Origin of the sequence: Ruegeria sp. ANG-R (assembly GCF_000813985.1) — a bacterium.
Lineage (GTDB): Bacteria > Pseudomonadota > Alphaproteobacteria > Rhodobacterales > Rhodobacteraceae > Ruegeria.
The window spans coordinates 1-20,155 of the sequence record NZ_JWLJ01000004.1; the positions used below are offsets into that span (position 1 = coordinate 1).

At 54.6% G+C, this 20,155-nt stretch carries 16 protein-coding genes and 1 pseudogene; 7 read left to right on the forward strand and 10 right to left on the reverse strand.

Features of this window, described 5'->3' with window-relative positions:
• Window positions 1–445 (reverse strand): annotated as a pseudogene (locus tag RA27_RS11945) (adhesin); the annotation flags it as partial.
• Between the two features lie 222 nt (window positions 446–667).
• On the opposite strand from RA27_RS11945, the gene RA27_RS11950 reads away from it, so the two are divergent.
• Window positions 668–2,713, forward strand: a complete 2,046-nt coding sequence (locus RA27_RS11950; RefSeq protein WP_039539109.1) for a calcium-binding protein — start codon at window positions 668–670, stop codon at window positions 2,711–2,713.
• A gap of 20 nt (window positions 2,714–2,733) precedes the next feature.
• On the opposite strand, the gene RA27_RS11955 is transcribed toward RA27_RS11950, so the two are convergent.
• The 3 genes from RA27_RS11955 to RA27_RS11965 form a co-directional block, all read right to left on the reverse strand.
• Window positions 2,734–4,041, reverse strand: coding sequence for an HlyD family type I secretion periplasmic adaptor subunit (locus RA27_RS11955; RefSeq protein ID WP_039539110.1), 1,308 nt, complete (start codon window positions 4,039–4,041; stop codon window positions 2,734–2,736).
• Complete coding sequence (locus RA27_RS11960; RefSeq protein ID WP_082025113.1) at window positions 4,041–5,780, reverse strand: type I secretion system permease/ATPase; 1,740 nt, start codon at window positions 5,778–5,780, stop codon at window positions 4,041–4,043. The genes RA27_RS11955 and RA27_RS11960 overlap by 1 nt, the downstream gene beginning before the upstream one ends.
• 499 nt (window positions 5,781–6,279) lie before the next feature.
• Window positions 6,280–7,611, reverse strand: coding sequence for a nucleotide sugar dehydrogenase (locus RA27_RS11965; protein WP_206539992.1), 1,332 nt, complete (start codon window positions 7,609–7,611; stop codon window positions 6,280–6,282).
• Between the two features lie 240 nt (window positions 7,612–7,851).
• Here RA27_RS11965 and wecB point away from each other — a divergent pair, with 240 nt between their 5' ends.
• Window positions 7,852–8,925, forward strand: coding sequence for a UDP-N-acetylglucosamine 2-epimerase (non-hydrolyzing) (gene wecB / locus RA27_RS11970; RefSeq protein ID WP_039539114.1), 1,074 nt, complete (start codon window positions 7,852–7,854; stop codon window positions 8,923–8,925).
• Here wecB and RA27_RS11975 read toward each other — a convergent pair.
• Entirely contained in the window at window positions 8,922–10,436 is a 1,515-nt protein-coding gene (locus RA27_RS11975; protein WP_082025114.1) for a glycosyltransferase, read from the reverse strand. The genes wecB and RA27_RS11975 overlap by 4 nt on opposite strands.
• A gap of 164 nt (window positions 10,437–10,600) precedes the next feature.
• Between RA27_RS11975 and RA27_RS11980 the strand changes: the two genes are divergently transcribed.
• Complete coding sequence (locus RA27_RS11980; protein ID WP_039539118.1) at window positions 10,601–11,551, forward strand: Gfo/Idh/MocA family oxidoreductase; 951 nt, start codon at window positions 10,601–10,603, stop codon at window positions 11,549–11,551.
• Between the two features lie 220 nt (window positions 11,552–11,771).
• Window positions 11,772–12,854 (forward strand): DegT/DnrJ/EryC1/StrS family aminotransferase, encoded by a 1,083-nt coding sequence (locus RA27_RS11985; protein WP_039539121.1) that lies wholly within the window; start codon window positions 11,772–11,774, stop codon window positions 12,852–12,854.
• Window positions 12,855–12,950: 96 nt separating this feature from the next.
• On the opposite strand, the gene RA27_RS11990 is transcribed toward RA27_RS11985, so the two are convergent.
• The 5 genes from RA27_RS11990 to RA27_RS12010 form a co-directional block, all read right to left on the reverse strand.
• Entirely contained in the window at window positions 12,951–13,964 is a 1,014-nt protein-coding gene (locus RA27_RS11990) for an NAD-dependent epimerase/dehydratase family protein (RefSeq protein ID WP_039539124.1), read from the reverse strand.
• 140 nt (window positions 13,965–14,104) lie between these two features.
• Window positions 14,105–15,553, reverse strand: coding sequence for a phosphonoacetaldehyde dehydrogenase (gene phnY, locus RA27_RS11995; protein ID WP_039539128.1), 1,449 nt, complete (start codon window positions 15,551–15,553; stop codon window positions 14,105–14,107).
• Window positions 15,554–15,630: 77 nt separating this feature from the next.
• A complete protein-coding gene (locus tag RA27_RS12000; RefSeq protein WP_039539131.1) occupies window positions 15,631–15,966 on the reverse strand; it encodes a carboxymuconolactone decarboxylase family protein in 336 nt (111 codons plus the stop codon).
• A gap of 11 nt (window positions 15,967–15,977) precedes the next feature.
• On the reverse strand, window positions 15,978–16,739 hold the full coding sequence (locus tag RA27_RS12005; protein WP_193746517.1) for an amino acid ABC transporter permease: 762 nt from the start codon (window positions 16,737–16,739) through the stop codon (window positions 15,978–15,980).
• A gap of 10 nt (window positions 16,740–16,749) precedes the next feature.
• Window positions 16,750–17,490 carry an amino acid ABC transporter ATP-binding protein gene (locus tag RA27_RS12010; protein ID WP_082025125.1) on the reverse strand — a complete coding sequence of 247 codons (741 nt, stop codon included), beginning with the start codon at window positions 17,488–17,490 and terminating at the stop codon, window positions 16,750–16,752.
• 120 nt (window positions 17,491–17,610) lie between these two features.
• On the opposite strand from RA27_RS12010, the gene RA27_RS12015 reads away from it, so the two are divergent.
• The 3 genes from RA27_RS12015 (at window position 17,611) to RA27_RS12025 (ending at window position 20,060) form a co-directional block, all read left to right on the forward strand.
• Window positions 17,611–18,381, forward strand: a complete 771-nt coding sequence (locus RA27_RS12015; RefSeq protein WP_039539137.1) for a transporter substrate-binding domain-containing protein — start codon at window positions 17,611–17,613, stop codon at window positions 18,379–18,381.
• Between the two features lie 45 nt (window positions 18,382–18,426).
• Complete coding sequence (locus RA27_RS12020) at window positions 18,427–19,164, forward strand: creatininase family protein (protein WP_039539941.1); 738 nt, start codon at window positions 18,427–18,429, stop codon at window positions 19,162–19,164.
• Window positions 19,165–19,397: 233 nt separating this feature from the next.
• Window positions 19,398–20,060, forward strand: a complete 663-nt coding sequence (locus RA27_RS12025) for a TetR/AcrR family transcriptional regulator (protein WP_039539140.1) — start codon at window positions 19,398–19,400, stop codon at window positions 20,058–20,060.
• Window positions 20,061–20,155: the final 95 nt, after the last annotated feature.

Consider the following 20,155-nt stretch of genomic DNA (forward strand, 5'->3'; position numbering starts at 1 on the left):
CACCCAATGCAAGCCCCGCCCCGCTTACACCACCTGCGGCAGCGGTGGCACCTGCCGCTTCCGCTGCCAGGCCGAACTGAGCAATCTCCCCTACCGCTTCATCCGCAACCATGATCGTGCCGTTTTCCAAGACCTGCACGTTCTCGGCGGCGACAATGACCGTCCGCCCATCTGCCAGTTTCAGCTGCACGTCACCATTCGAAAGCAGCTTTACCGTTCGCACGCCTGGGATCGCCTCGGCGAACTGATAGGTCGCAAGCTGTTCGTCGGTTGCCTGCGCAAGAGCGGGCAGCGCCATCAATGTCGAGCCAAGCCCGCCAGCAAGCCCGCGTCCGGCCCATCGCTGAAGCTTTTTGTCAATCCATTGGCGGATATGGCGCTTGCGCTGAGCATCGGGTTGGGCGTCCGCGATCGATTTATTGGCCGAAACGGTATTTTTGGTCATCTTGCCCTCACATTAGATGGACGCTGGTAGTTGCGTGACGTGCTGTATCCGGTCCGAATCTGTTCATCCGTGTTGCGATCTGGTGAGTCGTGCGACCGGACCGGAAAATTTGACTTAATCTGAAACTGAAGTCCTTGTTTTCACCACATTCCTGCTCTGGTTCCGGTCCGGGCATCGTTTCATCCTGTTTTCATTGCCGGGGATGGCAGGGGGTAACGGGCGATGATGCTTCAGTTCGAAAGAGTGGTGGCAACGGGGACCGCAGCGCTCGATTCAGGTATCGGCGATACGGCTTTAAAAACGTTTAACGGGGAAACGTATCTCTATAGCACCACCGGACGAGGGGGTGGGATCGTATCCTGGCACCTTGTGGAAGGTGCAAGCCCACAAGAGCAGGATCAGCAGTATTTCGGCGCCTCGATCACCCATCAGGTCGGTCGTATCGGAACTCCGGTTCATCTGGCAGGTAATGATCGGCTGATTCTTGATGTAGATACCGCCACAGGGCTTGTGGGATATAGCCTGAATGCGGATGGCACCATCGGTGCGCTGCAGGAGACGGGCGGGTTGACAGGCGGAGGGGATATCGCTTCGGCTGTTCAGATGACGATCGGCACCAGCAACCTGTTGGTATTGGCGCATGAGGACACCGACCAAATCGGAAGCTACCGCATCAATGGCGATGGATCGCTTAGCCCGGCAAATAGTGTCGCAGCATCCGCGACCGTTTTGAAAACACTGCAATCGGGGTCGAATCACTTCGTTATCACCGCGGATACCGCGGGCAATACGATTTCGTCTTACACGGTCAACCAGGGCACTGGTGCGTTATCCGAGGTTGACGGTAATGAGGCCATTCGGACGCTGGGTATCAATACACCGACTGCGGTCGAAGCTGTGCAGGCCTACGGAAAATCCTGGGTTGTCGTTGCCGGGGTCGGAAGTAATTCGCTGAGTGTTCTGGAGTTGGCAAGCAATGGTCAGTTGAAGCCTGCGGATCACGTTCTGGATACGTTACATACCCGGTTCGCGTCGGTACAGGATATTGCGGCCGTTCAGGTCGAAGGGCGGGTCTTCGTCGTGGCAGGAGGCGGGGATGACGGGATTACGCTGTTTACGATGACCCCGGACGGACAGCTCGTCCATATGGACAGTTTTGCCGATACACTGGACAGCGGATTGCAGAACGTTCAGACGATCAGCGTCGCGCCTGTGGGTGATGAGTTGCAGATATTTGCAGCCTCTCAACAGGATGCGGGTCTCACCCAACTCAGCGTTTCGATTGCTGATCTCGGTCTTGTAGCTGAGGGTTACGGCACTGTAACGGGTACGGCGCAGGGTGACATGCTGAGCGGTGGCATACTGGATACGACGCTGCATGGTGGGGCAGGGGACGATATTCTGATCACGGGTACGAGCGCTACGACGATGACGGGTGGTGCAGGCGCGGACACCTATGTGATCCGTGAAAGCAGTGGTCCGACCGTTATCACCGATTTTCAGGCGGGCATCGACCGTCTGGATCTGTCGGACTATCCTTTCCTCCGAACTCCCGCGCAGCTGGATTTCACCTCCACTGCTCAAGGTGCACGAATCTCGTATCGCGATGAAGTGATTGAGCTACATTCAGACACCGGCGCAACCCTGACGAGCGAACAGGTGTTTGGGGCAGGGTTCGATGGACCGGATCACATCCCCGTCAATCTGGACAGCGGGCCGGATAACAATACCTCCGCCGGGGTTGCTGGCAGGTTCACGTTGAGTTCGGCTTCACCGAATGCGGCGTTGGGGGATGCCGAGCTTCGGTTTACGCCTGATGGCGGATCTGCGCTTGTCGCGCAGGCCAACGCGCAAGGAGAGTTCGAGCTGGATTTGCCGGACGGGACATTTCCCGGCCAGTTGGACATCACCAAATCTTATTCGACGGCAAGTAGTGAGATCACGGCGCTGGATGCCTTACAGGTGTTACGTATGTCTGTTGGCCTCGACCCCATCTGGGGTCCTGCAGCTGCCGAGAATTTCATTGCAGCCGATATAACCCGGGACGGGGCCGTTAACGCACTGGATGCGCTGGCAATTCTTCAGGTTGCGGTTGGTCAACCCACCGAGCATGATGCAGAATGGGTCTTCCTGGAGGCCAACGCGGACCTGTCCGGGATTTCACGAAACAACGTGGTTTATGAAACCGGAGCGGAGGTGACCGCTGTCGACGGGGCCCTTTCAGTGGACATGACCTCGATACTGCTGGGGAATATCGAGGCTGTCTGAACAGGATCGCGCTGGCGGGGCTATTCCCGAAATGCGCGATAGAAGTAATCGGCCAATGGCTTGACCAGATAAGAAAGTGGTGTTCGCTCGTCGGTTTTGATCATGGCTTCAACCGGCATACCCGGTAGCAACTCCTGACCATTCAGACGCTCCAGCTGCCCTTCGTCTGGCACAACTTCTGCCCGATAGAATGTAAAGCCGCTGCTTTCGTCCGTGAACGTATCAGCCGATACATTGATCACATGACCGTTGAGCTCGGGCGTGTCACGTTGGTTGAATGCGGGAAACCGCAAGGCAACGTCCTGCCCCCTGTGCAGTTGATCCACATGCAGCGCATCAACACGCGCAGCGACCAGCAGAGGCGTATCCTGCGGCACCACATACATCATCGGTTCACCAGGCTGGATCACCGACTGAATGGCAAAAACCTGACTATCGTAAACGGTGCCCGCCACGGGTGCGCGAATATCGAGCCGCGACAAGCGCTCGGTGAGTGACAGCCGACGCTCAGCCAATTCCACAGCGCGGGACTGTACATCCCGAAGCTCGGTGATGGCTTCCTCGCGTCGGGTGGCCTGCAGTTCGACAATCTGAATCTCCGTCGTGGCAATCTGGCCTGTCAGCCGTGCAACGGTGGATTCGAGACTACCGATTTGCCCGGTGAGATTTGCCTCTTCCCGTTGCAGTGCCGAAACGCGACTCGCCTGTGTCAGGCCGCGCTGGAGCAATCCCTGCTGATCTACGAGTTCGGTCCTAATCAACTCAACCTGAGTATTCAGCGACTTCAGTTGTGCTTGTGTCCCTTCAATCTCATTTTGGATCTGGATTTTCTGCTTCCCCAACTGGTCGATCTGCTGATTCAGCGTGTCGAGTCTTGCGTTGAACAGGCGTTGTTGGCCTTCCAGAAGATCGTCATCGACCGACTCGCGGGCTTTGAGCTCCTGCATACTCTGTGAAAGTGCCTCAGCATCCGCACCGTCTCGTTCCGCCTCCAAGCGGACTTTGCGTGCAAGCAACTCGAACAGTTGAGATTCTACGATAGTATTTTCCGACGCCAGAAATGTATCATCAAGCCTCAACAACATGTCTCCGCGTGCGACGGCGTCCCCGTCGCGTACGAAAATCTCGCCAACGACACCACCATCAGGGTGTTCAATGACCTGTCGATTGCTTTGAACCTCAATCACACCTTGCGAGATAATCGCGCCAGCCAGCTCGGTTCGGACACTCCATACCCCCAGCCCCAAGACCAGAACCGCCAGAGCCAGCAGGCCAACAACAGCGGGAGCCTTGATGCTCCAGACGGGACGCAAACTTTGGTCTGACATTATTCCCCCACCTTGTTCAGGTGCCTTTTGATGACATTGGCGTTTTGCACCATCGTGTTCAGAACTTCATCGCGACCACCGGATTTGACGATCTGACCCTTTTCGACCACGACCAGATCATCGCATTCCGATATCGCCTGTGGCCGGTGCGTCATGATGATGGTGGACTTGCCCTTTTTCTTCAGTTCACGGACCGCAGTATTCAGGGCCAGTGTTCCGTCCGCATCCAGAGCCGAGTTCGGCTCGTCCAGGATTAACAAGACCGGATCGCCGTAAAGAGCCCGAGCCAGTGCGATCCGTTGTTTTTGCCCTCCGGAAAGCTGGCTGTCATTGCCCTCAAGGAAGGTATCGTATCCATTCTCGAGGCCCAGAATCAGATCGTGGGCATTGGCTGTTTTTGCTGCGGCAACAACGGCTTCGGGATCGGGGTTTTGCGACATGCGGGCGATGTTTTCCGCTACAGTTCCGTTGAACAGCGTCACTTGTTGCGGCAGATAGCCAATGTGCTGCCCGAGAGCGTCGGGATCGTATTGATCCAGTGTTGCCCCGCCCAGCCGGATTTCGCCCGCGGCGGGAGCCCACAAGCCAAGCAACGCTTTGGCAAGTGTGGTTTTTCCTGACCCGCTTTTCCCAATCACGCCAAGGGCACGGCCCGGTTGCAACTCAAGCGATGCATTGCGCAGCGTCGGGGTCTTGATGCCCGGCGGAATCACGGTCAGGCTTTTCGCCACGAGATGCGCCTTGGGAACCGGAAGTTTGGTGCGCGTCATCTCAGGCGGCGTAGAATCGAGAAACTGGTTCAGGCTGATCCAGGCTGTTCGGGCGCGCTCTATCATCGACCACTGGCCCACGGCCATCTCGACCGGCGCCAATGCGCGTCCCAGCAGGATCGTACCCGCGATCATCGCACCCGGCGTCATTTCGTTGCGCAACACAAGCAGCGCTCCAAGCGCCAACATGGCGGATTGCAGAAACAGTCGCATGGATTTGGTTAGCGAAGTGAAGCTGCCAGTCCAGTCACTCGCGGAAATAGACTGAGACAATGCCTCGTTCCGCTGGCTCAACCAGCGCTTCGAGACATCGTCCTGCATACCCTGCGACCTGACAACCTCGGCGGCTTGTCGGGCATGTTCCGAAAATGAGTTCGCTCGGGCCGATGCGACCTGGGCTTCGGCCACTTTGCGATGGGTCAGCGCCTGATTCAGCAAGGCGATTGTCACCAGCAGCGCACCACCCGCGACAGCCAGCCAGCCTAGCAACGGGTGGAACAGGAAGATCGCGGCGAGAAAGACCGGAGTCCACGGGATATCCATCAGCGCAAGCAATACCGGTGAGGCACAGAGCGCACGGATGGATTCAAGATCGCGCAGGGCGGTCGCGGGCGCCGATCGCACCTGTGGGAACAATGCGCGCCGCATCGTTCCTTCGAAAACACGCTCATCCAGCGACGACTGGAAACGGGCTCCGAACCGGGCAACGATGCGGCCACGTGCGTAATCCAGCATCGCCATCAGCGCATAGAGCAGCGCGACAAGCAGAAACAACGCTGACAAGGTCTCGACCGAGCGCGACCCAAGCACCCGATCATAAACCTGCAACATGAAAAGCGGTCCCGTCAGCATCAACAGGTTGACGAAGATACTGAACAGAAAGGCCAAAGCGAGGAAGCTATTCCCCTGATTGCGCACCTTTCGCAGCTCGTTACGCTGAGGTGGGGTATTTCGGTTTTTCAAGCTCACGCGTTTGGCCCTTGGTTGCTCACTAGTGGAACTCGTCAAAAGCCAATCTTCCTTAGCCCGAAGGCGGCCTGACATTTGCCGTCACTATATCTGTCTGGCCGGACGGGAACAACGCGCGTTTGAGTGACCTTGGATTTGCTTCGGCGGCATTTGCGCCAAAGATTGTGTGAAAACGGCAGGAAAATGCCGACAATTGTTGCCTCATCAATCCAGTCCGGAAAATCAATTCGAGACGACCTCAACCTCTCGGCGTAGTGCGGCCGCCGTCACTTTCTCTTGGTTGAGTCTCTTTGCCGAGCTGTTTCACACCTTGTTCGTTAGTGCGGTGAGAAGCAGGTGTATTTCGGTTGCCAGACAACGCAACCGGCGTACCGTCACTCTGGTTTGATCCATCCCCCTGAGCAGCACGCCTGAGCAATCAGAAGCACATTCGATAGGGGGATTAATTCACTTTTTGTCCAAACTGCCAATTATGTGACCGAACCTGACCCGCTCAAAACTATGCGCGAACAATATGCTGTTCTGATGTGCGGAATTTACCACGCGTATCGATAAGAAGCTTTGCGTGTTTTTTGATCAGATCATAGTCGAAGGCATCGTGGTTGGTCGCCAGGACAACCGCATCCTGCTCCGCCAAAACTTCCGGGGTCAGGGCTACAGAGGACAGCTCAAAGAAGTGTTCCCTCATAGTGGGAAAATCGGGCACATGCGGGTCTGAATAGCTGAGGTCGCCTCCGTTGTCCCGGATCAGTTCCATCAAGGTAACAGAGGGGCTTTCGCGCATGTCATCAACATTTTTCTTGTATGCGATACCCAGAACCATGATTTTGCTGCCACGAACTGCTTTGCGCTGCTCATTGAGCGCGTTCGCGAGCTTGCCGAATACATACTCCGGCATGGCTGTGTTTACCTCACCCGCCAGTTCAATGAAGCGCGTATTGATACCGTATTCCCGAGCTTTCCAAGTCAGATAGAACGGATCGATCGGGATGCAGTGCCCGCCAAGACCCGGGCCTGGGTAATAAGGAGTAAACCCGAACGGTTTGGTCGCAGCGGCGTCAATAACCTCGAAAATATCGATACCCATTCGGTCGGCAACGATTTTCATTTCATTCACGAGACCGATATTCACAGCGCGATGGATATTCTCCAGAAGCTTTGTCATCTCTGCGGTTTCGGTGGAGCTTACCGGTACAAGCTTGTCGATGGCCTGTTCATAAAGCGCGATCCCCGCTTTCAGGCAGGCTTCGGTATGCCCTCCGACAACCTTCGGGATCGTGTTGGTGGTAAAATCCGGATTGGCAGGGTCTTCCCGTTCAGGCGAATAGACTGCAAAGATATCCTCGCCGACCTTGAGGCCATTCTTCTCAAGACGCGGCAGTACCTCTTCCTTGGTTGTGCCCGGATAGGTGGTGCTTTCCAACGCGACCACTTGCCCCGCACGTAAATGGTCTGCGATCTGGTCGCATGTGTCTGTGACAAAGCTCAAATCAGGTTCGCGGTGCTTGTTGAGCGGCGTCGGCACACACAACATGATGCCATCCGCCTCGGCGATACGCGAAAAGTCCGTGGTGGCCTCGAACCCATTCTGCCGCGCTTCGGCAATACGCGCGTCGCTGATATGTTCAATCGAGCTGTGACCTGAATTCAGGTCCTGCACCTTTGTGGCATCAAGATCGAAGCCAATAACCCGGTAACCAATTTCCGTATATCTAAGCGCCAGAGGTTGCCCAACGTATCCCAGACCAACAATCCCGATCACAGCCTGTCTCTCAGACAGTTTTTGCAACAGGGTGTTCAGAGATGTTCGTGTCATGGGAAAATCGCTCATTATCTGTGTCTGCAGCTATGTCCGCATGGAAACCTCGGATATCATCCGATCGCGCGGTCGCGCCTCTACTAATTGCTTTTACAGAAAAGGCAATGGGTGTTGTTCAGTGACGGAGCCGGAGAGGGCTTCCCCTCGGTCCCAACCGTGAGCTTAGATTTTCGCATAGACACAAGATATCACATGGCATCTCTGTGATCGGTGTGCTAGCGCAAGTTGGAGCAACTCTTAAGTGGAGCCACCGTGAAAATAGCAGTCGTAGTAGGCGCTCGCCCTCAATTTATTAAGTTGGCACCCGTGAGCAGAGCGCTCAGATCTTTGCCCGGGATCACCGAGCTTCTGATACATACCGGTCAACACTACGACGACTCCATGTCGGGTGTTTTTTTTGACGAGCTTGAAATTGCCAGACCCGACATCAACCTTTCGGTGAACTCAGGCGGCCACGGCGCGATGACCGGGCTGATGATGCAGAAGCTAGAGCCGGTTATCCAAGATCACAAACCAGATGCCCTTCTGGTGTTCGGCGACACCAATTCAACTTTGGCCGGTGCGCTGGTAGCGGCGAAACTACATATTCCGGTTGCGCACGTTGAAGCGGGATTGCGCTCATTCAATCGTAAGATGCCGGAAGAGACCAACAGAGTGCTGACGGATCACGTTTCTGATCTTTTGTTTACGACCTCCAGCGATGCTGTCGAGAATCTTCGAAGAGAAAACATCTCAGATGACAAGATATTCAGCGTTGGCGATGTAATGTATGACGCTGCCTTGCACTTCGGCGAAAGAGCCAAGAAGAAGTCAAGGATTCTGGATGACATAGGGGTCGAGACAAAGGGTTTCATACTCGCGACTATTCATAGAGCTGAAAATACGGATGCTCCACATGTATTGACTAAGATCGTGGATGGTCTGGAAGCCGTCGCTAAACAGCACCCCGTCGTCTTACCGCTACATCCCCGAACGGCAGCGAGGCTTAAAGATATGGGGCGTCAGTTCGAGCGTGTCCAGACGATAGACCCAGTCGGTTATCTGGATATGGTGGCTTTGGAAAGCAATGCGATGCTGGTCGCAACGGATTCTGGCGGGGTGCAGAAGGAAGCGTATTTCTACGGAGTCCCCTGCGTGACATTGAGAACGGAAACCGAGTGGGGCGAGCTTGTGGAAAGTGGGTGGAACCGTATCGTTCCGCCTTCCGATGGCGATATTGAGGGTAATATTCTCGATGCAATCGGGACTACCGGCAAACCCATAGAAATCTACGGTGACGGAACTGCATCACAGCGGATTGCCCGGATTTTGGCCGCACGGATTTAGATTTCATCATAGAGCCTTGCCAATTTTTCGGCTTGTGCGGGCCAGCTATAAGACTCCCAGAGCTTCTTTTTGTTCTCAGCTGTCATGGTGTAGTTTTCGGGGTGATCTAAGACATCCCGAATAGCTTCGGCAATACTCTCGGGGTCCGTTTCATCCATCGCTCGCCCGAAGCCAAGGGTTTCCGCGAACCGGCGCATCTCAGGAAGATCTGAAACACAAATGGGTACACCGGCGAAGGCAGCTTCAAACAGTTTGTTCGGCATAGCGTAGCGGTGGTTCAGTGATACGTCCTGAAATGGGCAAATTGCGAGGTCCGCCGTACTAATTGCGACTGGCACATCTGGCGCCGCTACAGGTGGTAGCAAGGTGATCCGGTCACTCACTCCAACCTTGCGAGCTTCTTTCATGAACCAACTGTCGTTTTTTTGGTGCCGCGGCCCCATGGTCGCTAGCCTGACTTCCGGCAGATGAACTAAAGCCTGCAAAACCTTGTCCAAACCACGATGTCCCATTTGAATACCGCCGGTAAAAATTACCAAAGGTGTTCCATCATCAACGTGTGCCTGGGCGCGGATTGAGAGCTGATCCAGGGCCTGTTTTTTTCGGCTCCCCATGTAGTTGGCATCTATCTCTGGGGCATTGAGTATCAGTGTGGGATGATCCTTGAAACGTTCGGCATATAACTCTGCTATTGAAGACGATACCGTAATCATGTGGTCAACAAAGGGAAGACAATCATCCTCGAGTTTTTCCGCAAAATTTGATCCATCCGCTGGGTTCTTTGTCGCCCGTGCCGGCTCGTATTCGTGTGCGTCGTATACAAGTTTAGCCTTGAACCGCTTTGCAAGAAGGACACCTGCCGGGAGACAATAAATGTCATGAGCGTGGATGACGTCTGGGGTTTCATCAAATTTCAAACTGCAGATATTCTCGGCAAATACCAATGAGCTGAGTTGATAGAGTTCGCGAAATTTCTCTCTTGTTTCTCGGTTTTTAGAGCCGATCGATTTCAGATTGCCTGAGGTTTTTCCGAACCCGTGCATGAAATTAGTTTTCCAAAGCAACCGTTTGTGCGCAAACTTTCGCTTTCGCCTCTCTCGAGCATTGTCGCTCTTACTGTAGCTCTTGTAGTACATAGGATCGAGCATTCGAGTCTCTTCATCCGTGAGAGATTCTTTTAGCCAGGATTTTATTGCGTTCAATTGCGCGGCCTCCTCGACATAAGGCACAACACGCCGCTCAACTTCACTGGACACACGGTCAACGAAAAAGAAACGCGTTAAAGTATCTTCCGAGATGTTCTCGGAAGATTGCCAGTTAAAACGAGTGACCCGAATACCATCGATATTCTCTTCCTGCGGCAACCCCCCGGGCCAATCACAGAAAATATGGACATTGTGCCCCGCTGAATGAAGCGCACGTGCTTCTTTCAGAACACGCGCATCCGCAGTTATTTCGTGGTAAGTTAAGCAGAAAATGGTTTTCGGTGATTTGCTGAGGTTGCCTGACATAAGTGCTAAGACCAATCTAGCTATGTAAATCCGGGATCGATCTAACAGAGATTTATAGTGGGTTCCAGCGCGAACAATAGTGCTTCATTGAGGTCTTTCTATTGACTTCCCGGGCAAATTCTTGGATGCGCAGAAGCACAATTTGAGCACTCGGGAAACACTTGATGAGCAACTTCGCATTGATAGGAACCGCAGGATACATCGCGCCGCGTCATATGAAAGCGATCTCGGACACCGGAAACACTTTGTTGGCAGCTCTGGATACTAGCGACTCCGTCGGTATTATCGACAGCCACTTCCCAGATGCACACTTCTTCACTGAATTCGAACGTTTCGATCGATACGTAGATATGTTGCGTCGCGGTGAGACTGGCAAGGTTGACTTTGTTTCGATTTGTTCGCCGAACTACCTCCATGACAGCCACATGCGGTTTGCATTGCGTTCAGGTGCCGATGCGATTTGCGAAAAGCCGCTGGTGCTGAACCCAGAAGATATTGACGGTCTGGAAATGATCGAGAAGGCGACCGGGCAGACGGTTAACACCATTCTGCAACTGCGGGTTCATCCGTCGATCATTGCCCTCAGAGAGAAGATCCAAAATAGCCCCAAAGACACCAAGTATGAAGTTGATCTGACTTACATCACATCCCGAGGACGTTGGTATCTGGAAAGTTGGAAGGGCGATGTGCGCAAATCTGGCGGTATTGCCACCAACATAGGCGTGCATTTCTTTGACATGCTGCACTTTCTATTTGGCGAGCTGCAGGAAAACCATGTCCATCTCAATGCACCGACCAAAGCTGCGGGTTATCTCGAGTTCGAACATGCGCGGTGTCGCTGGTTCCTGTCTCTGGACATAAATGACGTTCCGGCCGAGGCGCGGGCAGCCGGGGCACGAACCTACCGCTCCATCACCATCAATGGCGAAGAAATCGAGTTTTCGGGTGGTTTTGCTGACCTGCACACACGAAGCTACGAAGAAATACTGAACGGGAACGGCTTTGGGCTTAATGAAAATCGACCCGCGATTGAAATGGTCAGCCATATCCGCAAAGCTCCGGTTCAAATGAGCAAGGGTGAGCAGCATCCCAACTTAAAGACCGGTATCGATTGATGATCGAGGCTCGTGCGTAACTGAACCCACGCCACCGCGTCGGTCGATAGTAGGGATATGTACCTCGGCATTATTGCGGCCCGCATCACAAGTTGCTGGTTTGTGCACGTCCTATACGTATGAATAATCATGGTCGAACGGGATTGGACTATGTAAAGGATGCAAAAGGCAGAGCACCTCGTGCGATATTTCCAAGAACCAATAGGGCGGGCTTAGAGCGATGCAGTTTATTGACCTAGCGGAACAACAGAAGCGGATCAAAGATCAGCTCGATGTGGGCATTGCAAATGTGTTAGCGCACGGGAAGTATATCCTTGGTCCTGAGGTTGCAGAGCTGGAAGAGAGGCTGGCGGAGTTCACAGGCGCCAAATACTGCATCACCTGTGCCAATGGGACGGATGCCTTACAGATTGCCCTCATGGCGGTTGAGGTGGGGCCGGGAGATGAGGTCATCACGCCTGGGTTTTCCTACATCGCCACAGCCGAAGCGGTCAGATTGCTCGGAGCGACGCCGGTTTATGTCGATATCGACCCGACCAGCTATAACCTCGACCCGCATAAGCTGAACGCTGCGATTACGTCCCGGACGAAAGCCATTATTCCGGTGTCGCTCTACGGCCAGCCCGCTGATTTCGAACGTATAAACGAGGTTGCCTCCGCGCACGGCCTGCCCGTGATTGAAGATGGTGCGCAAAGCTTTGGGGGGTCTCTGCATGGCAAACGGTCGGGGAATCTGTCAACAATCTCCTGTACGAGCTTTTTCCCATCGAAGCCTCTGGGCTGCTACGGAGATGGTGGCGCCATTTTCACCTCGGATGAGGGCCTGAGCGTCATTCTTCGCCAGATCGCGCGACATGGGCAGGATCGGCGATATCACCACATCAGGGTGGGGGTGAATAGCCGCCTTGATACGCTCCAGGCCGCTATTCTGCTGTGCAAGCTCGATATATTCGAGGATGAATTGGCCCTGCGAAACACTGTGGCAGATCGTTATAGGGCGCTGTTGAAGGATACCAATCTGGCCGCGCCGTCATTGATGGAGGGAGCCACAAGCGCATGGGCGCAGTATACGATACGCGTAGACCGGCGCGAGGACGTTCAGGCCAAGCTCAAAGACGCGGGGATTCCGACGGCGGTGCACTATCCGCTGCCATTGAACAAGCAACCTGCCGTGTTTGACCCCGATGCTGATCTGCCTGTTGGAGACCATGCGGCGGCGAGCGTGATTAGCCTGCCAATGCACCCATACCTGCAGCAAGCCACGCAAGAAGAGATCATTGAGGCCCTGAAGCAAGCGATTTGATGGTCGCTTGGCTCAGGGAATCGGTCCTGCGTATCTAAGAAGAAGTTGCGGGGTCAGGTTTCGGCCGATGCGCGACGCCTCACCTGTTTTTATACGCTATTTGCCATAGTAGGTGCGATACCAGTCGACAAAAGCCTGAATGCCGTCCTTGATATCGGTCTTTGGGCGGTAGCCGGTCAGACGATGCAGCAAATCGGCGTTTGCCCAGGTCGCGGGTACATCACCCAGTTGCATTTCCATATAGTTCCGGATCGCGGGTTTGCCGAGGCTCTCTTCGATTGCGTCGATGAAATCCAAAAGACGGACCTTGTCAGAATTCCCAATGTTTACGATGCGGTACGGTGCAACAGGGCTCAGGCTGTCACCCTCGGCGATGTCTTCCGGGGCATCTGGGCGCACCGGGACGACATCGATCAAAAGTGAGATCGCGCGCACCAGATCATCCACATAGGTGAAGTCACGATACATATCGCCATGGTTGTAGATGTCGATCGGACGGTCTTCGAGGATGGCATCGGTAAACTTGAAAAACGCAAGGTCCGGGCGCCCCCAAGGACCGTAGACAGTAAAGAAGCGGAACACGGTTGTGGGCAGGTTCCAAAGATGAGCATAGGAATGCCCCATCGCCTCGTTCGCCTTTTTCGTCGCGGCGTACATCGTAAGCTGATGATCCGCCTTTTCACATTCATCAAAAGGCATGTCCGGATTCGCGCCGTAGATAGACGAGGTCGACGCCATCAGCAGATGCCGCACGTTGTGCCGCCGGGCGGCTTCCATCACATTAAACGTTCCGACAACGTTGCTTTCGACATAGGCACGCGGATTTTCAAGGCTATAGCGGACACCCGCCTGTGCCGCGAGGTGGATGATCACATCCGGTTCGAACGCATCGGCCATTCGGTCGAAAGTAGCAGTGTCTTCCAGCATTCCCTCATCGCACGAGAAGTTCGGGTTTTCCAGCAAAAGCGCATGCCGGCTCCGCTTGAGGCCAACATCATAGTAATCCGTCATTCCGTCGTAGCCGTGAACCCGGTTACCGTTTTCAAGCAAAAGTTTGGCAAGATGAAATCCGATAAATCCGGCGGTACCTGTGATCAGAACCTTTTTCATGAGGCTGCTTCCTTGTGTGTCCGGGCGTGGCACGTACGTCCGAGGGCACATATGACGCCAACAGCCGTATGGCTCAACCCGTCATTTTTCAGCTGGTTCGCTAAGAGTGGACAGGTTCAGGTGCAATCGCGATTGCCCGATCATCCGGGCCAAGGAAGCGAATAGGTTTTGACGTTCGTAAAGAACTTCATGGCTTCGACGACCCCTTCCTTGACGCCATTGCCTGAATCCTTGATTCCGCCAAAGGGAGACATTTCGATACGGTACCCTGGCTGTTCCCAGATGTTGCAGGTGCCCACGCTCAGGCCGTTGATATAAGCGATGGCGCGGTTGAGATCGTTGGTGCAGACGCCCGAGCTCAGGCCAAACGCGGTGGCGTTCGAGATCGCCATGACCGCGCCGTCATTGTCAGGCACGCGGACGATGGGGATGATGGGACCGAAAGTCTCCTCCATCACCAGATCGCTATCATGCGGCACCTTATCGACCACTATGGGTGGAAGCAGCGCGCCCTGCCGACCCGGGTGATATAGGATTTCAGCCCCGGATTTCTCGGCCAGATAAACGCGGTCCTCGATAAGTTTCGCCGCCTTGTCGTGGATCACGCAACCCAGATCGGTCTCGGGGCTTTGCGGGTCGCCGAACCTGATCTTCTTCGCCTGCTCCAGAACCAAGGGCACAAACCTCTCGGCAATGCTTTCCTGCACCAGAATGCGCTTGATTGCGGTGCAGCGCTGGCCCGAGTTGCCAGTTGCGCCGGAAACGGCAATACGCGCCGCCTTGTCCAAATCGGCACCGGACAGATCGTTCAGAACGATCAGCGGGTCATTGCCTCCCAGCTCCAGCGCCTGCCGTTTGTAGCCTGCCTTTTCCGCGATCATCTTGCCCACTGGCACACCACCGGTGAAGGTGATGATGTCGATGTTTTCATTGGTGATCATCTCATCCCCGATGTCCTGTGGCCATCCCGTGACCACCTGGAACATCTCGGGCGGCAGCCCGGCCTCATAGAGGATATCCGCCAGCGTCAGACAGGTCAGCGGAGTCAGCTCGGTTGGTTTGCACACCATGCAATTATTGGTTGCTATCGATGGTGCGATTTTGTGGCTGACCATGTTCAGCGGGTGATTGAAAGGTGTGATCGCGCTGATTGCGTTGACTGGCTCACGCGTAGTGAAGATTTTCCGCGCCTTGCCATTATGAGTCAGGTCACAGGAAAAGATTTCACCATCATCCTTTAACGCCTCGGCGGCGGCGAATTGATACACATCCTGTGCGCGTTTGGTCTCATAGATCGCATGTTGATAACAAATACCCAGTTCCAGCACCAGCCATTTGGCCAAATAGTCTCGGCGCTCTCCGATCAACTCTCCGGCTCGCTGCAGGATCTGGCTGCGGTCATAGCGTGTCAACGTGGGTTTATAATTCGCCGCAATCTTAAAGGCGCGACGCGCGTGTTCGGCCCGACCCGCAGGAACATGGCCCACCACTTCATTGGTGTAGGGATAGTGAACCGGCACCGTGTCATCGGTAAAGACGATCTCGCCACCGATCCGCATCCCTTCGTTTCTGATCTCGGTGACTGACATGATATGGTCTTTCATAGTTTAGCGGCACCGAGCCACGCGAATTGCATACGCAGTCCATCGGGGCCGGGTCTTGGCGCTTACTCCGAAAACACGTCAAACGCTTTAAGTGCCTTCGCGCTGTAAGCATAGGACGGTCCGCCCCCCATATAGGTTGCCATTGCCAGCGCCTCGGACAATTCCTCACGGGTTGTGCCTAGCTGAACCAGAGAGCGGACATGGAAGCCGATGCAACTGTCGCAACGCGTGGCAATGGCAATTCCGAGAGCCATGAATTCCTTGGTCTTCTCGCTCAGCGCGCCATCTGTTTTGGCGGCTTTGCCCATGATGCCAAAGCCACGCGCGGTTTCGGGCATCTCTTTCGACAATGTACCTATATTGGCCTCGGTCTCGGCCATGAAGTTTTTCCAGTCCATCTTGCTCCTCCTCATCCGCGCTCATCTGCGCCCATGCGGCGTTCCAGCCAGCGCACCCCAGCGCTGATGATCAGGACCAGCACCAGATATTCGAAGATCAACAATGTATAAATCTCAAGCGGGCGGTATTCCGTCACCACCAACTCGTTCGCGCGGCGTGTCAGTTCCTGCATACCAATGACACTGGCGAACGCGCTCATCTTGACAATATAGATGAACTGATTGGCCAAGGGCGGCAGGATGCGCCGGATGGCCTGCGGCAGGATCACATAGCGCATGGTCTGAAAGTAGTTCAGGCCAATCGTCTGTGCCGCCTCGCTTTGGCCTTTGGCGATGGATTGAATCCCGGCGCGGTAGATTTCAGCCGTAAAGGCACTGTCCGAGATCGCAAGCGTGATGATCGCGCCCCAGAACGGATCGATGGGGATGTTCATACCCATCGACTGAAAGACGATAGGCAATCCATAGAATACCCAGAACAGCATTGGCAGCAGTGGGATGGAACGAACGAACTCGACGTAAACCCGGTTTACCAGTCGCCATCCGCGTTTCTCCGACAGGCCCGGTAAAGCCACTAGCAAACCGATGACAATCGACAGAACCGCAGCAATCAGCGAAATCTGAATTGTCGCGCCCATGCCCGAAACCAGAAACTTCACATTGGTCCAGCCCGAGGAGGTGGTCGGATCAATAACGTACCAACCCCAGGTTTGGGATGAGGAGCAGCCGGCAACCAGCAAGAACAGGGGGAGGGCGAGAGTTGCTTTTTTCATCATACCCAACTCAGTGCTGCAGTATTTGGCTAAGAAATTTCTGACACCGCTCGGACCGTGGATTGGTAAAGAAATGCTCCGGCTTACCCTGCTCGACAATCTCGCCTGCATCCATAAAAACCATGTTGTCAGCGACCTTTCGTGCAAAGCCCATCTCATGAGTCACGACCACCATGGTCATGCCTTCTTGGGCCAGTTCCACCATCACGTCGAGCACCTCGGAAATCATCTCGGGGTCCAGTGCAGAGGTGGGTTCGTCAAACAATAGCACCCTCGGTTCCATGCACAGCGAGCGCGCGATGGCCACACGCTGCTGTTGCCCGCCAGAAAGCTGAACGGGGCGTTTGTCGGCTTGATCGGGAATATGGACCCGTTCGAGGTAATGACGCGCCTTATCTTCGGCCTCTTTTCGGCTCAGACCGCGGGCCTTGATCGGACCAAGGGTCAGGTTTTCAAGGACAGTCAGATGCGGAAAAAGGTTGAATTGCTGGAATACCATGCCGACTTCTGACCGGATCGTGGCAGCAGATTTGGGATTATCGGACAGTTCAACCCCGTCTACGCGGATCGTGCCGTTCTGATGTTTCTCAAGCTGGTTTATGCAACGGACGACGGTTGATTTCCCCGATCCGGAGGGGCCGCAGATCACGACCTTTTCACCGCTTTGGACTGTCAGATTGATGTCCTTGAGCACATGAAATGTGCCATACCATTTGTTTACGTCGACAAGCTCGATTGCGGCGTCTGGCATCTGCTGGCCTGCCTTCATTACTTACAGTCAATTATTTGCTTGAGGTTATCTTTGTCTTTACGATTAGATCAAGAAACAATGTAGCCGTAAAAAGCCTAACGCCACCAACGGGAGAATTACATGAAACGTTTTATGAAAGTCGCGGCCGCCGCGGCGCTTGGTCTTGTGATCGGCGGCGCTGCGCAGGCACAGTCGGCGCTGAACGAGATCCTGGATGCCGGGGTTCTTAAAGTTGGCACAACAGGCGACTGGAATCCGATGTCACTGCGTGATCCGGCGACCAACAGTTACAAGGGGTACGACATCGATATCATGAACGCCCTGGCCGCTGATCTGGGTGTCGAGGTCGAATACGTGCCGACCGACTGGAAAACTCTGGTCAATGGCGTGGTCGCAGGTAAGTATCACATCACCGGTTCTGCTTCGATTTCACCGCCCCGCATGAAGGTTGCGGGTTTTTCGGATAGCTACATCGCGGTTGAGTTATTTCCCTACACAACCAAAGAAAAGGCCGACAAGTTCGACGGGTATGACTCGATCAACCAGCCGGATGTAAAGGTCGCGACGACTTTGGGTACGACGTTCGAAAAGCGTGTGCGCGAGTGGTTCCCGAATGCCGATATCAAAGTAGTCGAGGCCCCGGCGCGTGGTTTTCAGGAGGTTCTGGCTGGTCGCGCGGATGTGTTCATAACCTCCAACATCGAAGGTTCAACGCTTGAGGAGAAGTTCCCGGTCGTTCGCGTCAAGAACGCCGAACCGCGGTCACCTTCCCCCATCGCAATGTTGCTGCCTCAGAGCGATCAAGTCTGGATCAACTACGTGAACAACTGGATCGAAGTGAAAAAGGCGCAGGGTTTCTTTGATGAAAACCGGGCGCGGTGGGGGCTCTGATCTGAAACGGAACTGGGTGGCGCAGTTCCTAGAGCGTTGCGTACCGTGAAGCTGGAACACATGACGTGGTACGAGGTAGATTCTCGTATCAAAAATGGTGCAGCGGTGTTGTTGCCGGTTGGCTCGACCGAGCAGCACGGACCAATGGGTCGGATCGGCACAGATACGATTTGCGCCGAAGCAGTAGCGCTTGCAGCCGCTGAAACGTGCGATGGCATCGTTGCGCCAGCGCTGGCTTATACGCCAGCGCCTTTCAACACAGGGTTCCCGGGCACGGTTTCGATCTCAGAAGATACATTTCACGCACTGGCGAATGAGGTGATCGGGGCGCTGTTGAGGCAGGGCTTCAAGGGCGTATTCGTGGTAAACGGACACGGGGCTAATCTGGAGCCTCTCCGTCAGATCAAGGATGCAACTCCCCAAGATCGATTGCTGATCCGCAGTTGGTGGGAGCCGAGTACCGTAAACGCATTGCGGCACGAGCTTTATGGCGATTGGGAAGGGATGCACGCGACCCCTTCGGAGATTGCCATAACTCAGTCATTGCTTGGATCGTTGCCTGCCAATCAGGCCGCTGAACCGCCCCAGAAACTCAGTCCTGAATATGTGCGCGCTCATTCAGGGGATCGCCACGGTCCACCGGCAGAACATCGTGCGGCATTCCCGGATGGACGGGTTGGATCTCACTCAGCCCTGGCCAGCCCCAACGATGGTGAACGCCTGTTAGCCGCCGCCGCGACGGCGATCGCTGATGAGTTCCGGTCATTCGAGCGGTGTCTGTAATTCCACGCAAGCCTCTCCGACGGTCACATTGGGGGTAACTTCGGTGGGGGTAGTATCGTAGTAGAAGCCTCAGAAATGCTGCGCCCCATGGGCGTTGACGTCAGACAATCACCGGCACGCTACAAGCCATCGATTTGGCGCTACGAACCAGCAAATAAACGAAGACTGTTGATGCAAATACCAAGTATTCAGACTAATAAGCTCCTCGAAGTATTTGTTCCGAAAGACCGTCATTGCCGAAGCAAGATAAACACCAAACGCCACGCGAACGCCTTTGGGAGCTTCCTGAGCAGCGAAGGGCCCAGTTGTTGGGTCCCGCAGAACAGGAGTTTGCGACCAAGGGGTTTGCCGACGCGTCCCTTAATCGCATTTTGTCGCAAGCGGGTATGAGCAAAGGGCAGGCGTACTATTACATTGCAGACAAGGCTGACCTTTACGGTGCTGTTCTTGAGTCCGCCTATCAGAGGCTCGTATGCAAACTGAGTTTCAATTTTGGACACCCAGAAAACGCCGAGCAATACTGGCAACAAGTAGCTGAGCTATTTGGTCGCGTAGGTTTGGTTCTGTTTCAGGATCAAATACTCGCCGCGCTCGCTATTCGTGTCTACGATAGTGATATCACCCGAACAATTGCCCAGCAGTTACCTTTTCGGACAGCATTTGACGCGCTGATCGAGCAGGGGCAGCAACTTGGTGCAGTTCGAAGCGACCTTCCGAATGACCTTCTGCGCGACATGTTGTTCGCGATGGCGTTAGAGGTGGATCGTTGGTTCGGAGCCAACTGGGCGGAATTGCGTTCGGACATTTACCTTGACCTCAACACGCGTATCATCGGCCTCTTCCGCTCCGTGGCCCAACCTCCATCCTCCTCAAGCATGGACCTAAGCGATATCTGAACAAGCAGTACCTTGCCCCCGGCGACGCTCATTTTTTGCGAAACGCTATCAGAAGTGGCAGATCATGGCTCGAAGCCGCTCTTGCGGCAGCTCAG

Bases quoted from the DNA above. Each gene is read 5' to 3' on its own strand.
- RA27_RS11950 (WP_039539109.1), top strand. From the start codon at position 668: ATGATGCTTCAGTTCGAAAGAGTGGTGGCAACGGGGACCGCAGCGCTC.
- RA27_RS11955 (WP_039539110.1), bottom strand. From the start codon at position 4,041: ATGTCAGACCAAAGTTTGCGTCCCGTCTGGAGCATCAAGGCTCCCGCT.
- RA27_RS11965 (WP_206539992.1), bottom strand. From the start codon at position 7,611: ATGAGCGATTTTCCCATGACACGAACATCTCTGAACACCCTGTTGCAA.
- RA27_RS11975 (WP_082025114.1), bottom strand. From the start codon at position 10,436: ATGTCAGGCAACCTCAGCAAATCACCGAAAACCATTTTCTGCTTAACT.
- RA27_RS11980 (WP_039539118.1), top strand. From the start codon at position 10,601: ATGAGCAACTTCGCATTGATAGGAACCGCAGGATACATCGCGCCGCGT.
- RA27_RS11985 (WP_039539121.1), top strand. From the start codon at position 11,772: ATGCAGTTTATTGACCTAGCGGAACAACAGAAGCGGATCAAAGATCAG.
- RA27_RS11990 (WP_039539124.1), bottom strand. From the start codon at position 13,964: ATGAAAAAGGTTCTGATCACAGGTACCGCCGGATTTATCGGATTTCAT.
- phnY (WP_039539128.1), bottom strand. From the start codon at position 15,553: ATGTCAGTCACCGAGATCAGAAACGAAGGGATGCGGATCGGTGGCGAG.
- RA27_RS12000 (WP_039539131.1), bottom strand. From the start codon at position 15,966: ATGGACTGGAAAAACTTCATGGCCGAGACCGAGGCCAATATAGGTACA.
- RA27_RS12005 (WP_193746517.1), bottom strand. From the start codon at position 16,739: ATGAAAAAAGCAACTCTCGCCCTCCCCCTGTTCTTGCTGGTTGCCGGC.
- RA27_RS12010 (WP_082025125.1), bottom strand. From the start codon at position 17,490: ATGCCAGACGCCGCAATCGAGCTTGTCGACGTAAACAAATGGTATGGC.
- RA27_RS12015 (WP_039539137.1), top strand. From the start codon at position 17,611: ATGAAACGTTTTATGAAAGTCGCGGCCGCCGCGGCGCTTGGTCTTGTG.